This is a genomic window from Streptomyces sp. NPDC006458, from assembly GCF_040612135.1.
Taxonomy (GTDB): domain Bacteria; phylum Actinomycetota; class Actinomycetes; order Streptomycetales; family Streptomycetaceae; genus Streptomyces.
Genome location: NZ_JBEXPR010000029.1, coordinates 71550 through 85652, shown reverse-complemented (window position 1 = coordinate 85652; position 14103 = coordinate 71550). Strand labels below are relative to the sequence as shown.

At 73.2% G+C, this 14103-nt stretch carries 7 protein-coding genes; 1 reads left to right on the top strand and 6 read right to left on the bottom strand.

Annotated elements, in window-relative coordinates:
- Positions 1–333: 333 nt before the first annotated feature.
- From ABZZ79_RS31755 to ABZZ79_RS31735, 5 genes are read right to left on the bottom strand one after another with little or no spacing between them, the layout of a single operon-like run.
- On the bottom strand, positions 334–942 hold the full coding sequence (locus tag ABZZ79_RS31755; RefSeq protein WP_356694670.1) for an ATP/GTP-binding protein: 609 nt from the start codon (positions 940–942) through the stop codon (positions 334–336).
- Positions 923–4597: a hydantoinase B/oxoprolinase family protein gene (locus ABZZ79_RS31750; RefSeq protein WP_356694668.1), complete on the bottom strand. Its 3675-nt coding sequence runs from the start codon at positions 4595–4597 to the stop codon at positions 923–925. The genes ABZZ79_RS31755 and ABZZ79_RS31750 overlap by 20 nt, the downstream gene beginning before the upstream one ends.
- A 24-nt stretch (positions 4598–4621) precedes the next feature.
- Positions 4622–5017, bottom strand: a complete 396-nt coding sequence (locus ABZZ79_RS31745) for a DUF742 domain-containing protein (protein ID WP_356694666.1) — start codon at positions 5015–5017, stop codon at positions 4622–4624.
- 9 nt (positions 5018–5026) lie between these two features.
- Positions 5027–5461, bottom strand: coding sequence for a roadblock/LC7 domain-containing protein (locus ABZZ79_RS31740; protein ID WP_356694664.1), 435 nt, complete (start codon positions 5459–5461; stop codon positions 5027–5029).
- On the bottom strand, positions 5458–8331 hold the full coding sequence (locus ABZZ79_RS31735; RefSeq protein ID WP_356694662.1) for a nitrate- and nitrite sensing domain-containing protein: 2874 nt from the start codon (positions 8329–8331) through the stop codon (positions 5458–5460). Before ABZZ79_RS31735 ends, ABZZ79_RS31740 begins: the two co-directional genes overlap by 4 nt.
- 397 nt (positions 8332–8728) lie before the next feature.
- On the opposite strand from ABZZ79_RS31735, the gene ABZZ79_RS31730 reads away from it, so the two are divergent.
- Positions 8729–9352, top strand: a complete 624-nt coding sequence (locus tag ABZZ79_RS31730) for a hypothetical protein (RefSeq protein WP_356694660.1) — start codon at positions 8729–8731, stop codon at positions 9350–9352.
- A gap of 121 nt (positions 9353–9473) precedes the next feature.
- Here ABZZ79_RS31730 and ABZZ79_RS31725 read toward each other — a convergent pair whose 3' ends face one another.
- Positions 9474–14093 (bottom strand): hypothetical protein, encoded by a 4620-nt coding sequence (locus ABZZ79_RS31725; RefSeq protein ID WP_356694658.1) that lies wholly within the window; start codon positions 14091–14093, stop codon positions 9474–9476.
- Positions 14094–14103 lie beyond the last annotated feature (10 nt).

Below are 14103 nucleotides of genomic sequence, written 5' to 3'. Positions count from 1 at the left end.
GCTCAAGTGGTCCACGGCGAGGGCCGGCTGCGGTGCACCGCTGGGTGTAGCGGCGTGGCGCTCCGGGAACTGCCGCCGAGGGCCGTAGGCGGCGGGCACTGAGGGGTGGCGGCGAGGCTCTCTGCAAGCGGCAGCGAGGGGTGGCGGCGGCGAACCACCGAGGCGAGACGGGCGGGCTCTCGGCGGGCGGCGGGCGGCTGGCGGCGGGCGGCTGGCGGCTGGCGGCTGGCGGCTGGCGGCTGGCGATTCTCTCGGGGACCGCGGCCCGTACCCCGGTCGGCGGGGGTACGGGCCGTGCGCGGCCGTCGGAGCTCTCGGGCCGCTGCGCCGGATTCAGGTGGCGACGGTCTCGGCGCGGTGGCTCGCGGCGAAGGTCATCGCGTGCTGGACCACACCGATGAGGACCTCTTTGACCGACTCGCGCTCGCGGGCGTCGCACAGCACCACGGGCACGGCGTCGTCCAGGTCGAGGGCGCGTCGGACATCGCCGACCGGGTAGCGTGCGGAGCCCTCGAAGCAATTGACGCCGACGACGAAGGGTATGGAGCGGCGCTCGAAGTAGTCGACGGCGGCAAAGCAGTCCTCCAGCCGACGGGTGTCGGCGATCACCACTGCTCCGAGGGCGCCTTCGGAGAGCTCGTCCCACATGAACCAGAAGCGTTCCTGTCCGGGCGTGCCGAACAGATAGAGCACCAGGTCCTCGCGCAGGGTGATCCGGCCGAAGTCCATGACGACGGTGGTGGTGTGCTTGGCCTCCACGCCGCTGAGGTCGTCGACCGGGCGGCCTGCCTCGGTGAGCAGTTCCTCGGTGCGCAGCGGCTTGATCTCGCTGACCGCGCCGACGAGGGTCGTCTTGCCCACGCCGAAGCCGCCGGCCACGAGGATCTTGAGCGTGACGGGCTCGACCGGTGGCTTGGCGCGCTCAGAACGCCCGAAGATCATCGCTCTCTTCTCCTGCTCGATGGGGGTGGGGAGACGGCGGCCCGTAGCCTCCGCCGCCGGGGGTCTCGACAACCAGTACGTCGCCGGGGCCCACGTCGGTCGCATCGCTTCCGCCGAGTTCGGTGACGGTCCCGTCGGCGCGCTCCACCCGGTTGGCACCCAGCGTGCCGGGCCCGCCGCCGGACATGCCATAGGGCGGCACGCGGCGGTGCTGGGACAGGGTGGAGACGGTCATGGGCTCCAGGAAGCGGATGCGGCGCAGGGCTCCGTCGCCGCCCGGCCAGCGGCCGGGACCGCCGCTGCCGCGCCGGACGGAGAACTCCTCCAGCCGGACGGGCAGGCGCCATTCGAGGATCTCGGGGTCGGTCAGGCGCGAGTTGGTCATATGGGTCTGTACGACGCTCGCGCCGGGGAAGCCGTCGCCCGCGCCGGAGCCGGAGGCGACGGTCTCGTAGTACTGGTGGCGGGCGTTGCCGAACGTCACGTTGTTCATCGTGCCGGAGCCCTCGGCCTGGACGCCGAGCGCGGCGTAGAGGGCGCCGGTGATGGCCTGGGAGGTCTCGACGTTGCCGGCGACGACCGCGGCGGGCGGTTCGGGCGCGAGCATGGAGCCTTGCGGCACGACGATCCTCAGGGGGCGCAGGCAGCCGTCGTTCAGGGGGATGTCGTCGGCGACCAGGGTGCGGAAGACGTACAGGACGGCCGCGTTGACCACCGCGTAGGGAGCGTTGAAGTTGCCGGGCAGTTGGGCCGACGTGCCGGTGAAGTCGACGGTCGCGGAGCGGTTCTCCCGGTCGACACGCACCTGGACCCGGATGACGGCGCCCGAGTCGGTCTCGTAGGCGTAGCTGCCGTCGTCGAGGGCGTCGATGACGCGGCGCACCGCTTCTTCGGCGTTGTCCTGGACGTGGCGCATGTAGGCCTGGACGACGTCGAGGCCGAAGTCGTCGATCATGCGGGTGACTTCGTCGACGCCCTTGTGGTTGGCGGCGATCTGGGCGCGCAGGTCGGCGAGGTTGGTCCCGGGGTTGCGGGAGGGGTGGGGCGCGTCCTCGGTGAGCAGGCGGAGCGTCTCCTCCTCGCGGAAGCGGCCGTTCTCGGCGAGCAGCCAGTTGTCGAAGAGGACGCCCTCCTCGTCGATGGTGCGGCTGTCGGCGGGCATGGAGCCGGGGGCGATCCCGCCGATCTCGGCGTGGTGCCCGCGGGAGGCGACGAAGAAGAGGATGCGGTCACTGTCCGTGTCGCCGTCCGGGGCCGGGCCGAAGACCGGCGTGATCACGGTGACGTCGGGGAGATGCGTGCCGCCGTGGTACGGGTCGTTGACGGCGTAGGTGTCGCCGGTCCGCATCCGTGGGCCGCGGCGCCGGATGACCTCCTTGACGCTGGTGCCCATCGAGCCCAGGTGGACGGGGATGTGGGGGGCGTTGGCCACCAGGTTTCCGTCGGGGTCGAACAGGGCGCAGGAGAAGTCCAGGCGCTCCTTGATGTTGACGGACTGGGCGGTGGACTCCAGGCGGGCGCCCATCTGTTCGGCGATGGACATGAAGAGGTTGTTGAAGACCTCCAGCAGGACGGGATCCACTTTCGTGTCGGCTTGGGAACTCTGCGTGATCGCCGCGCGTTCCATGACCAGATGCCCGCCGTCGGTGGCCGTGGCCCGCCAGCCCTCGTCGACGACCGTGGTCGTGCCGGCCTCGCTGATGATCGCGGGCCCGGTGACGGGCTCGCCGGGAGGCAGGTTCTCCCGGCGGTGCAGGGGTACGTCGCGCCAGGCGCCGCCGGTGTGGAGGCGGACGGACTCGGGTGCGGCGGTGCGGCCCTCGTACGGGGCGAGGGCGGACAGATCGGGGGGTTCGGTGATGCCGGTGGCTTCCACGGACAGGGCTTCGACGACGATCGGCCGGTCGAGGGTGAAGGAGTAGGTGGCGCGATGCCGTTCTTCGAAGGTGTGCCTCATCGCGTCGGGGTCGGTCAGCTCGACGACGAGGGTGGTGTCGGTGCCGTCGTAGCGCAGTTGGGCGCGGCGGGTGACGCGGATGCGCTCGTCGGGGACGTCCTCGGCGAGGAGTTCGGCGCGGGCGGCCGTCTCCAGGTCCTCGGCCGTCTTCAGCACGCCGGGCATGGCGGTGGCCGTCAGCGGGGCTTCCACGGACTGTTCGCGCATGGCGGTGGTGTCGGCCAGGCCGATGCCGAGTGCGGACAGCACCCCCGCCATGGGCGGTACGAGGACGGTGCGGATGCCGAGGGAGTCGGCGACCATGCAGGCGTGCTGTCCGCCCGCGCCCCCGAAGGTGGTCAGGGCGTAGCGAGTGACGTCGTGGCCCTTCTGGACGGAGATGCGCTTGACGGCGTTGGCGATGTTGGCGACCGCGATGCTCAGGTAGCCCTCGGCGACCTGTTCCGGGGTGCGGTCGTCGCCGGTCCGCTCGCGGATCTCACGCGCGAGGGCGGTGAATCGGTCCCGGACGAGTGCGTCGTCCAGGGGCTGATCGCCGTCGGGGCCGAACACCTCGGGGAAGTGAGCGGGCTGGATGCGGCCGAGCATGACGTTGGCGTCGGTGACGGCGAGCGGGCCGCCGCGCCGGTAGCAGGCGGGGCCAGGGTTCGCGCCCGCCGAGTCCGGGCCTACGCGGTAGCGGGAGCCGTCGAAGTGCAGCACCGAGCCGCCGCCCGCCGCGACTGTGTGGATGTCCAGCATGGGCGCGCGCAGTCTGACACCGGCGATCTGTGTGGTGAAGACACGCTCGTACTCGCCGGCGAAGTGGGAGACGTCGGTGGAGGTGCCGCCCATGTCGAAGCCGATGACCCGGTCGAAGCCGGCCAGCTGCGACATGCGGGCCATCCCGACGATGCCGCCCGCGGGTCCGGACAGGATGGCGTCCTTTCCGCGGAACTGTCCGGCCTCGGCGAGTCCGCCGTTGGACTGCATGAACATCAGCCGTACGCCGTGCAGGCGGTCGGCGACCTGGCGCACGTAGCGGTGGAGCACCGGCGACAGGTAGGCGTCGACGACGGCCGTGTCACCGCGCGGGACGATCTTCATCAGCGGGCTGACCTCGCTGGAGAGCGAGATCTGCGGAAAGCCGATGCGGGTGGCGAGCTCGCCGACCGCCTGTTCGTGGGCGGGGTGGAGGTGGCTGTGCAGGCACACCACGGCGAGCGCGCGGAACCCGTCGTCGTAGGCCTGCCGGAGGGCGTCGGCGAGGGTGTCGAGGTCGGGTGCGCGCAGCAGGGTGCCGTCCGCGGCGATGCGTTCGTCGACCTCGATGACGCGTTCGTAGAGCAGTTCGGGCAGTTCGATGTGGCGGGCGAAGATGTGCGGCCGGTTCTGATAGGCGATGCGCAGGGCGTCGCGGAAGCCGCGGGTGACGACGAGGACGGTGCGTTCGCCCTTGCGTTCCAGGAGGGCGTTGGTGGCGACGGTGGTGCCCATGCGGACGGTTTCGACGGTCTCCGGCGAGTCGCCGAGGAGCTCGCGCACACCCGCGACGGCGGCGTCGGGGATGGGGGTTCCCCCGCGCGAGCTAAGCCGAGCGTGGGGGCGTGCCGGATTCTCCGACAGCAGCTTGTGCGTGAGCAGGCGGCCGTCCGGGCGCCTCGCGACGATGTCCGTGAAGGTGCCGCCCCGGTCGACCCAGAACTGCCAGCCCGCCACGTCTTCACCCCGCTTCCGCACCGTTCACAGCGCCCGGAGGCCGTTGATCACGTCGCGCAGAATACTCTCGTCCGGCAGTTCGGCCGGCGGGACGGGGCGCGTCACATGGACGAACTCCCCGTCGACGAGATCGCCGACGAGGACGCGTACGACCCCGATGGGCAGGTTCAGCTCGGAGGCGAGTTCGGCGACCGACTGCGGGGTGTCCCGGCACAGGTCGACGATCTCGGTGTGTTCCGGGGACAGCGTCGGGTCCGTTTCCGGATCGTCCGCGTGGGGTTCGGTGACGACCACCGCGATCAGGTCGAGGCGGTGCTGGGCCGCGTGTCTGGTCCGGCCGCGCGTCATGGCGTACGGACGGACGACGGGGCCGGCCTCGTCGTCGAACCAGTGGCTGTGTGCCTGACCGTCTGCGCTCATGCCATCCCACTACCCGCCGGCGAGCAGATCGGTGCGCGGAGCGGTCCGCAGATGCACGCCGACCCGCTTGACGAGCAGGGTCATCTCGTAGGCGACCTGGCCGACGTCGGAGTCGGCGTCCGAGAGCACGGCGAGGCAGCTGCCGTCCCCGGCGGCCGTGACGAACAGGAAGGCGTCGTCGAGCTCGACCACGGTCTGCCGGACGCTGCCCGCCTCGAAGTGGCGGCCCACGCCCTTGGCCAGGCTGTGGAAGCCGGAGGCGACGGCGGCCAGGTGCTCGCCGTCCTCGCGGGTGAGGTCCTTGGAGACCCCGGTCGGCAGACCGTCGCCGGACAGCACGACAGCCTTGCGGATGCTCGCGACCCGGTCCACCAGCTCGTCGAGGAGCCAGTTGAGCCCGCCCTTGCCGATCTCCGTGTGGCCGGTCGTGTTCGGTGCGGTCATCGACCGTCCCCCTTAGTCGTTCCTTGCGATGCTGCGCCGCTGTGGGCGTCGTTGCCCTCGGCGTTCTCCTGGCGGCCGCGCTGCCAGCCGCGCTGGAGCGAGGCCATACGGCTGCGGACTTGGTCGGCGTCCCGGTCGGCCGGGTCGGCCCGGTCCTCGGTGCGCCGCTCCGGTTCCTGCCTCAGCTGGGGGGCGAGGTTTGCCTGCCGGACGCGGCGGGGCAGGGCGGTGGCGGCGGCCGGGGGCTCCTCGGCACCGGTCAGGCGCGGGGAGTCGTCCGGTGTGCTGCTCGTGGGCGCGGCCGGCGCGGCCGGACGGGAGCGGCGGGGCAGTTCGGGAGGCGTTCCGGGCGTGCCTGGAGTGGCCGCTTCCGGGGTGGACTCCGCGCGGACGCCCGTAGGGATGCCACGGGGGTGGTCCTCGGCGCCGCCCCGGTCCGTGCGCCGGCGCGTGGGCAGCGGGGCCGGCTCGTCCTGCTGGAGTCGCCCGGAAGGCTCGCTCGAATCCACGCGGCCCGCGGTGGTGAAGCGCTCCTCGTCCGGCCCCGTGCGGCGGGAGCGCGGTCCGGTTACCGGGCGGCCGTGCGAGCTGACCAGCTTGGGCGTGCGACGACGGGGCAGCGGCACGGGCGCCCCGAAATCGTCGCCGTCCGTGGGGTCGACTGCGTCCAGGGGTGCGGGGCCGGGGTACGGCGTGAGGGCGCCGCCCTCGGTGTCCGCCTCCGGGCCGGCGATCGAGCGGCGTGGGCGGAAGAGTCCGCCGCGTTCGCTGTCCTCGTCGGCTAGCGTGCCCGGGAAGTCGCCGATGGCGTCCAGGCCGACGGGGGCCTCGAGTTCGACCGGGCCGTCCAGCAGCGACGCCGCCAGGCCGGGGAGCTGGACCGGCACCTGGGAGAGCGCGGTCCTGCGGCCTCCCGCCGAGTCGGCCTCCTTCGCGCTGCGGGGGCGGTCGAGCCGGAAGCCGATGCCGTTGGTGTCGGGGACGTCGTCGGTCAGCAGGGCGTCGGGGATGAACACGACGGCCGTGGTGCCGCCGTACGGCGACGGCTGGAGCGCGACCCTGACGTTCTGGCGCTGGGCGAGCCGGCTGACCACGAACAGACCGAGACGGTCGGTGTCGGACAGTTCGAACTCGGGGGTCTCCGCGAGGCGCAGATTGGCGTCCAACAGCGTGTCGGCCGCCATGCCGAGGCCGCGGTCGTGGATCTCCAGGGTGAAGCCGTTGGCGACCCGCTCGCCCAGGACATGGACGGCGGTGTGCGGCGGCGAGAACACGGTGGCGTTCTCGAGGAGTTCGGCCACGAGGTGGGTGAGGTCGGCGACCGCGGGGCCGGTGACGGCGACCCGGGGCAGTCGGCGCACCTCGATGCGTTCGTAGTCCTCGACCTCGGCGACGGAGGCGCGGACGATGTCCATCAGCTGGATGGGTTTGCGCCACTGCCGGGAGGGGGCGGCACCGGAGAGGATCACCAGGCCCTCGGCGTGCCGGCGCATGCGGGTGGTGAGGTGGTCGAGGCGGAAGAGGTCGGCGAGTTCCTCGGTGTCCTCGGTCCTGCGCTCCATGGTGTCGAGCAGGGTGAGCTGCTTGTGCAGCAGGACCTGGCTGCGGCGGGCGAGGTTGACGAACACCTCGGAGACGCCGGCCCGCAGTTCCGCCTGCTTGACGGCCGCCTCGACGGCGGCGCGCTGGAGGGTGTTGAGGGCCTGGCCGACCTCGCCGATCTCGTTCTTGTCGTACTCCAGGCGGGGGACCTCGGTCTCCACGTCGACCTGCTCGCCGGACGACAGGCGGCGCATCACGCTGGGCAAGCGGACACCGGACGCCTCGTGGGCGTCCAGGCGCAGCTGCCGCAGATCGCGGATGAGGGCGCGGCCGATGCGCACGGACACGACGAGGGAGGCCAGCAGGGCGATCAGGCCGAGGACGGCGGCGATGACGGCCTGGACGATCACGTTCGTCACGAACGGGCCGACGCGGTCCTGGTAGCGGTTGCCGGCCTGGTCGTTGAGGGAGGCGAGTTCGTCGAGGACATCGCCCGCGGCGGTGTCCCAGCCGGAGACGGTGACACCACGCGGCTGCCCGGACCCGCCGACGGCGGCCTGCTCGGCCACGCGCAGCGGGGCGGTCGCGGCGTTCTTCCAGAAGCGGGTGTAGCGGTCCCGCTCGGTGGAGGGCAGCAGGGGGAGGTTGAGGTCGTAGAGCAGCGTGCGCTGGGCCACGAGGTCGGAGATGTCCCGGGCCTCGCCGCGGGTGATCTCGCCGACGACCAGGGAGGAGCCGAGCAGGGCGTCCTCACGGGAGAGCAGTTCGCGGGCTCGGCTGAGGTTGACGAGGGCGCGGTACTGCTTGTCCATCTCCGCGTTGTCCAAGGCCTGGAGGTCGCCGAGGAGTTCGTAGCAGGGGTCGACCAGGCGGTTGTAGAGGTCGAGGGCGTGGGCTCGGTCGACGGTGCCGTCCTCGATGCTGCGGCGCAGGGGCTCGATACCGTCGAAGGCGTCCAGGACGGTGGTGAGATGCTCGTCCGTGTCCGGCCCGACGGCGTCGCCCAGATCGGAGTCCCGGGCGTTCTCCCGGATCTCCGCGACGGCCCGGTCGGTGGCGGCTCTGCTGCGCCGCAGCGCGGCGAGCGCGTCGGAGGCCCTGGGATCGGCGAGGTAGGCGAGACTCTGGCGGCGTTCTTCCTGAAGGACGCGCACGGCGTCCTCGGCCGGGTAGCCGATCTTCTCGACGACGGACGCCCCGCTGAACAGCCGGCTCGCTTCCCGTCCTGTCAGTACGGTGGCGAAGGCCCAGATCGCGGTCAGGGACAGCAACGGCACGAGCAGCAGCGCCACGATCTTCCGGCGGATGGATTTCCCGCGAAAGCGCATGGCCTCCCCCAGCTCGGCCCCCACCGGCAGGGGGCACACATGTGCGTCAACAAACGGCGCGAGCCTACTACCGACACACAGTTAACTCGAAGGGCCATCCGGAAGCTGAACATCCGCACTGGTGGGGAGAGATGGCCTGTTGTCCACTCATTGCGGGAGATTGCCACCCCGAAAGCCGCAGGGTGGCCGGGTCCGCATGTGATCAGGACACCAGGCCAATTGGCTGGAAACTTTCGGCGCTTGGGAATCTTCGGGGCACGCCGTTCGTCTTTCTCTACGGGAAACGGGGACGGAATCGGCCACAGGAGCCGCATCCCGCACCCTGGCGGCGTAAAAGGACGCAAGCCGGGCAGGCACAGGGGAACCGGGCTTCGGTCCGGGCAAGGGTCTGCCGGCGATGGGGAGTGACTCGGTGATGGGCACGGCGGAGCGGCGCGGGACACCCGGACAGGGCGCGGTGGCACAGATGTCGGCGCCCGGAAGCGCCAAGGCGCCGGATCGCGATATCGCGGTGCGGACGGACCAGGTGACAGACGGTTCCGGCGCCGCAGCGGGTGCGGTGCGCAGGACCCTGGAGGGAGGGGGCGCGGGGCTGCCCGACGGCCATCAGGGCACCCGGCAGCTGCCCGCCTACAGGCAGCTCTGGATGGAGGAGCCCGCGAAGCGGCGCAGGCTGGCGGATCCGGTGCGCAGAGCCGCGGTGCGGGCGGTGCTGATCATCGCCCTGACGCTGATACAGGCGATGATCGCCTTCCTGTGCGCCCTGGCCGGATCATGGCTGGCGTTCCCGATGGTGCTCAGCAGCGTCGCCAGTACGGTGGTGGCGACCTGGGGCGCCCTCGACGTCTGGGTGACCCGCCAGGTCTGGAGCCAGCGCAACGGCGTGGTCTCGGAACCCAGCAGCACGGCTCGTGCGCTGCGCCGCGAGCGGCGTCGGGCGCGTCGGCAGGAGCGATCCGCCGCACGAGCCCAAGGGCGGATACGCCGGCCCGGTCGAGCCGGGCGGCTTTCCCACCCCTGAGCTGCGCACCACTGAGCCGCGCAGCACTGCACCGTGCATCTTTGAGCCGCACGCCTTGACGGCGCGCCCCTGAACGGCGCGCCCCCGTGGGCGGACGCCGTGGCACGAGGGGACGAGCCCCCTACGGCGTCGCCGGTGCAGGACGCTTGAACATGCGCGTCGCCGTGATCTCGCTGTGCACCGCCTCCCCCGTGTGGGACTGCTGCGGCAGGCCCGGACGGAGGTGCTCCTCGACGCTGATGTACTTCAGCCCCGCCCTGAGGTCCGCGTCGTTGCGCAGGCGGATGACCAGGGGGAATTCGGCCAGGGCCGTGGTGTCGAACAGGCCGGTGGTGTACAGGAGCTGGACGCCCAGCGCGTCGGAGACGGCCCGCTGGAGTTCCAGGAGGTACGTGGCGTTGGCGCGGCCGATGGGGTTGTCGAGGAAGAGCGTTCCGGCGTGGCGGTGCTTGTCACGGCCGCGGTCGTTGGAGCGCAGGGCGGCCATCGTGCAGTAGAGGGCGATGGCGGCGGTGAGGAGCTGCCCGCCGGAGAAGACATCGCCCATCTGGCCGACGGGCACCCGCTCGGCCCGCAGCACCGCGTCCGGCTTGAGGATCTCCACCGCGACGCCCTTGGGCTGGAGGGCTGCGGCTACGCCCCGCAGGAGCAGGGACATGCCGTCGCGGCGCAGGTCGGAGTTCTTCTTCACGGCCGCGCGGGTCGCCTCGTCGATGACCTCGCCGAGGCGCTCGGCGAGGGTCGCCTGGTCGGGTTCCTCGAAGCGGATGCGCAGGAACTCCTGCCCCGACCACTCGCCGAGGCCCTCCGGCAGCCGGGACAGACGCTGCGCGGCCCTGAGCGTGGCCAGCGCGGACTCCACCAGTCCGCGCAGCCGGTCCACGATCGAGTCGCGGTTGCGCTCCAGTTGGGCCAGCTCGTCGGTGAGGACGCGCAGGCGGGGCGCGAAGGCGTCGGCCCACTTCTGGGCGTGCTCGGGCAGGGCGGAGGCGGGCAGTTCGCGGATCTGCTGGCGGGCGGGGGTGCGGACCTGCTCGTAGCGGGTGGAGTTGGCGTGCCGAACGAGCACGTCTCCTGCCTCGCGGACGGCTGCCTCGGCGGCCGAGAGGTCGGCGGCGCAGCCGCGCAGGGAGCGGCGGGCCTCGGATGCGGACTGCCGGGCCTCCTCCAGGCCGCCGGGGTAGGGCTCGGGGGCGTCCTGCTCCTCCTCGGTGACGTTCTCGCGCAGCAGGTCGCGCAGGAGGGCGGCGATCTCGTCGAAGCCGCCGGCCGCGTCCTCGGCGGCCCGGTGGGCGTCGAGGAGTTCGGCGTGTGCCTCGCGGGCCCGGTTCAGGGCTTCGGTGCGGGAGGCCAGTTCGGCGGTCGCCGTGCGCAGCAGGGCCTGGGCGTGGTCGTTGTCGCGCGGCTCCATCTCCCCGGGCAGCTCGGTGTGCGCGTCGCCGTCCTCGGGAGCGTGCCGCTCGGCCTCGCCGCGCAGCCGGCCGAGTTGCTCACTGGCGGTGGACACGCGGGTCTCCAGCAGCTGCACCCACTCTTCGGCGCGGGCGGCCGCGGCCTGCCGGGAGGGGCCGTCGGAGCCGTCCGGGGACTGCAGGAGCTGCTCGGCGCGGGTGCGGACCTTGTTGCTCAGCCGGTCCAGGTCGGCGCGGGCCGCGCTCTCGTCGCTCTCGGCGCGGGCCTGCTCGGCCCGCAGGTCGGCACCGACACCGACCTTCTCGTACACCTGGGAGGCGGCGCGGTAGGCCTCGCGCAGGGCGGGCAGCGAGGTCTCGGGGCCGGCTGCGTCGGTGTCCGGCAGGTCGTCGGGGGCACCGGCGATCTCGGCGCGCTCGGCGCGCAGGGCGCGGGCGGTGCGACGGGCGTCGTCGGCGGCGCGCTGGGCCGCGCGGCGGTCCTCGTCGGCGGCGCGGGCGCGCTCCAGGCAGGTCTGGGCGCGGGCCTCGGACTCGGTTGCCTCGTCGGCGAGTTCGCGCAGCCGGGCCTGCCAGCCGGCGCGTTCACGCAGCCGGAAGGCGAGTCCGGCGAGGGCGTCGGCGGCGCGGCGGGCCTTCTGCGCGGCCTCCTGGCGTTCGTCGCGGACCTGGGCCGCCTCGTTGGCGGTCTCCTCGGCCTCGGCGCGGGCGAGGCGGGCCTCGGCGAGCTCGGCCTCGGTCTCCTCGGCGAAGGCGCGGGCCTCGCGGGCGGTCTCGGCGAGCTCCAGCAGGCGTCCGGCCGGGCAGCCGGTGCGCCAGGAGGCGAGCCGGGCGCTCAGCTCGCGATCCTTGCCGAGCCGGGCGGCCAGCGCGCGGATCTCGCCGTCGCGCTCGGTGGCGCGGGCGCGCAGTGCCTGGCGCTCCTCGTCGGCCGCGTGCTCGTCGTGCATGGCGGGGTTCGGCGGGACGAGGAAGACGTCGCCGTCGTCCGCTGCCGGGGCCGGGGTGGGGGCGAGCAGGGCGGCCGCCGTGCCGACCGCGACGGCGGAGCGGGGCAGCAGCGCGGCGTCGCCGAGCGCCTCACGGGCCCGGGCGTGCGAGGCGGGGTCGGTGATGATCACGCCGTCGACCAGCTCGGGCCGGGCCGCCAGGACGCGCGCGTGGTCGACGGGGTCGACGGCCTGGGCGAGGTAGCGCCAGCCGGGCAGGGCGGGGATGCCCTGCTCGCCGAGGTACTCGACGGTGGCCAGCACGTCGGGGCCGGGCGGCAGCAGCCCGCCGTCGCCGAGCGCGCCGAGGATGCGGGAGTCGTCGGCGGCAGCGGTGCGCAGCTCGAACAGGGTGCGTTCGGCGGAGGAGACGGCGTCGTCGAGCAGTTCGCGCAGTTCGTCGGCGAACCGGTCGAGTTCCTCGGCGCTCAGCGGCGTCTCGTCGGGCGCGTCCTCGTCGCGGCGGGGGTGCGGTACCGCGGGGCGTACGTCGTGTCCGGCGAGTCCCAGGAGTTCGGCGAGGCGTTCCTCGGCGGCGAGCGCCTGGGCGGTGCGGCGTTCGCCGTCGTGGGCACGCTCGGCGGCGACGGCGGCGTCGGCCGCGCGGGCGGCGGTCAGCTCCGCGCGGGACTCCGCTGAGGCGGTCTCGCGGGCCTGTTCGGCGGCCCGGCGGGAGATCTCGCGGGCGGTGTCCCAGGCGGCGACGGTGGTCTTCTCGGCGTCGCTGGCGGCGAGGGCGGCGCGGGCCGGGTCGGCGTCCGGGGTGCTGTTGTCGAGCCAGCCGGCGCGGACGGCCTCGGCGGTCTCCTGCTCGACCTCGCTCAGGCGCTGGCGCAGATGGCCGACCTCGCTGCGGGCGCGCTGGGCCTCGGTGGCGGCGGCGGTGGCGTCGCGATGGGCCGAGTCGCCCGCCTCCTGGAGGGCGGCGGAGCGCTCCTCCTCCTCGTTGGCGAGGGCCTCGGCGCGCTCGGCGGCCGCGTGCAGGGCCCGGACGAGGTCGACGGCGGCCTTGGTGCGGGCGGCGAGGGCGGGGGCGGCGTCCCGCTCGGCCTCCTGGATGGCGGCGGCCACCCGGGAGACACGGTCGGCGGCGGCGCGGTGGCGCAGTACGGCCTCGGCGGCCTGCCAGGCGGAGTGCAGGGTGCGCGCGTCGGCGAGTTCACGCTTCTGCGCGGCGGCGGACTTCTCGGCTCCGGCGAGGGCCAGCGAGGCGTGCCGGTAGGCGAGTTCGGCGGCGATCAGGGCGCTGCGGCCGCGGGCGGACTCGGAGTGGGTGACGGCGTAGGCGGTGGCGGTGACCCGCTGGGCGAGGTCGGCGGCACGCATCCGCTCCTGCACGCCTCGCGCGGACAGCCGCCTGGCCAGGGCGCGGGTGCGGCGCTCGGCGCTCGCGTGGACGTCCCGCGTGCGGGTCCGGCCCTCGGCGGCTTCGACGATCCGGCCGAGCAGGTCCACCGACCCGGCGGTGAAGTCGCGTTCGGCGATCAGCTCGGCGCGGCGGCCGAGCTTGTTGCCGAAGCCGCTGACGAGGTCGGCGAGTCCGTCGGTGTCGCGGGTGTCGGTGACGGCGCGCAGCAGCAGGTCGGTGAAGTCGGAGTCCTTCTTGACCGCGAACAGGCCGGCGGCCTCGCCCTCGTCGGCGTTCATCTCGCGCTGGTAGCGGAAGAGTTCGGGGTCGAGGCCGAGGTCGCCGAGGTGTTCGGTCCAGCGCTCGTGGATCTCCTCCCAGTGCACCTCCAGGTGCGGGTAGGTCTTGCCGGCCTCGGTGACGGCGTCGCGGAAGCCCTTCATGGTGCGGCGCCTGCCCTGCGCGCCGGAGGTGCCTTCCGCGGACGGGCGTACGGCGGTGGCCTCGGCGACGGGGAGGTTGTCCAGGCTGAGTCCGGGCCCCGGCCGGAAGGAGTACCAGGCCTCGGCGAACTTGCGGGGGTCGTTGGAGACCTGTCGGCCGCGCCACTCGCTGGCCTTGCCGACGACGACGCACTCGCCGGTCTGCACGTGCTGCCACTCCAGGGCCACATGGCCGCAGTCGTCGGCGAGCAGGAACTTGCGCAGCACGCCGGAGCTGGCGCCGCCGAGGGTGTTGCGGTGGCCGGGCAGCATGACCGAGAAGATCAGCTTGAGCAGGACGGACTTGCCGCCGCCGTTCTCCAGGAAGAGCACGCCCGCGGGTGCCGGGCGGCGCGGCGGGCCGACGGGCTCCTCCTCGAAGAACTCCGCCTGCGTGGGCGCGGGGTCGGGCACGACGGCGCCCACGCCCCGCAGGTCAAGCACGGTGTCGGCGTAGCGCGCACCGGCGGGTCCGATGGAGTAGAGGCGGACCCGGGACAGCTCGTACATGGCGGACTCT

Coding starts and splice junctions, on each gene's coding strand:
- ABZZ79_RS31755 (WP_356694670.1), bottom strand. CDS start 942: ATGATCTTCGGGCGTTCTGAGCGCGCCAAGCCACCGGTCGAGCCCGTC.
- ABZZ79_RS31745 (WP_356694666.1), bottom strand. CDS start 5,017: ATGAGCGCAGACGGTCAGGCACACAGCCACTGGTTCGACGACGAGGCC.
- ABZZ79_RS31740 (WP_356694664.1), bottom strand. CDS start 5,461: ATGACCGCACCGAACACGACCGGCCACACGGAGATCGGCAAGGGCGGG.
- ABZZ79_RS31735 (WP_356694662.1), bottom strand. CDS start 8,331: ATGCGCTTTCGCGGGAAATCCATCCGCCGGAAGATCGTGGCGCTGCTG.
- ABZZ79_RS31730 (WP_356694660.1), top strand. CDS start 8,729: ATGGGGAGTGACTCGGTGATGGGCACGGCGGAGCGGCGCGGGACACCC.
- ABZZ79_RS31725 (WP_356694658.1), bottom strand. CDS start 14,093: ATGTACGAGCTGTCCCGGGTCCGCCTCTACTCCATCGGACCCGCCGGT.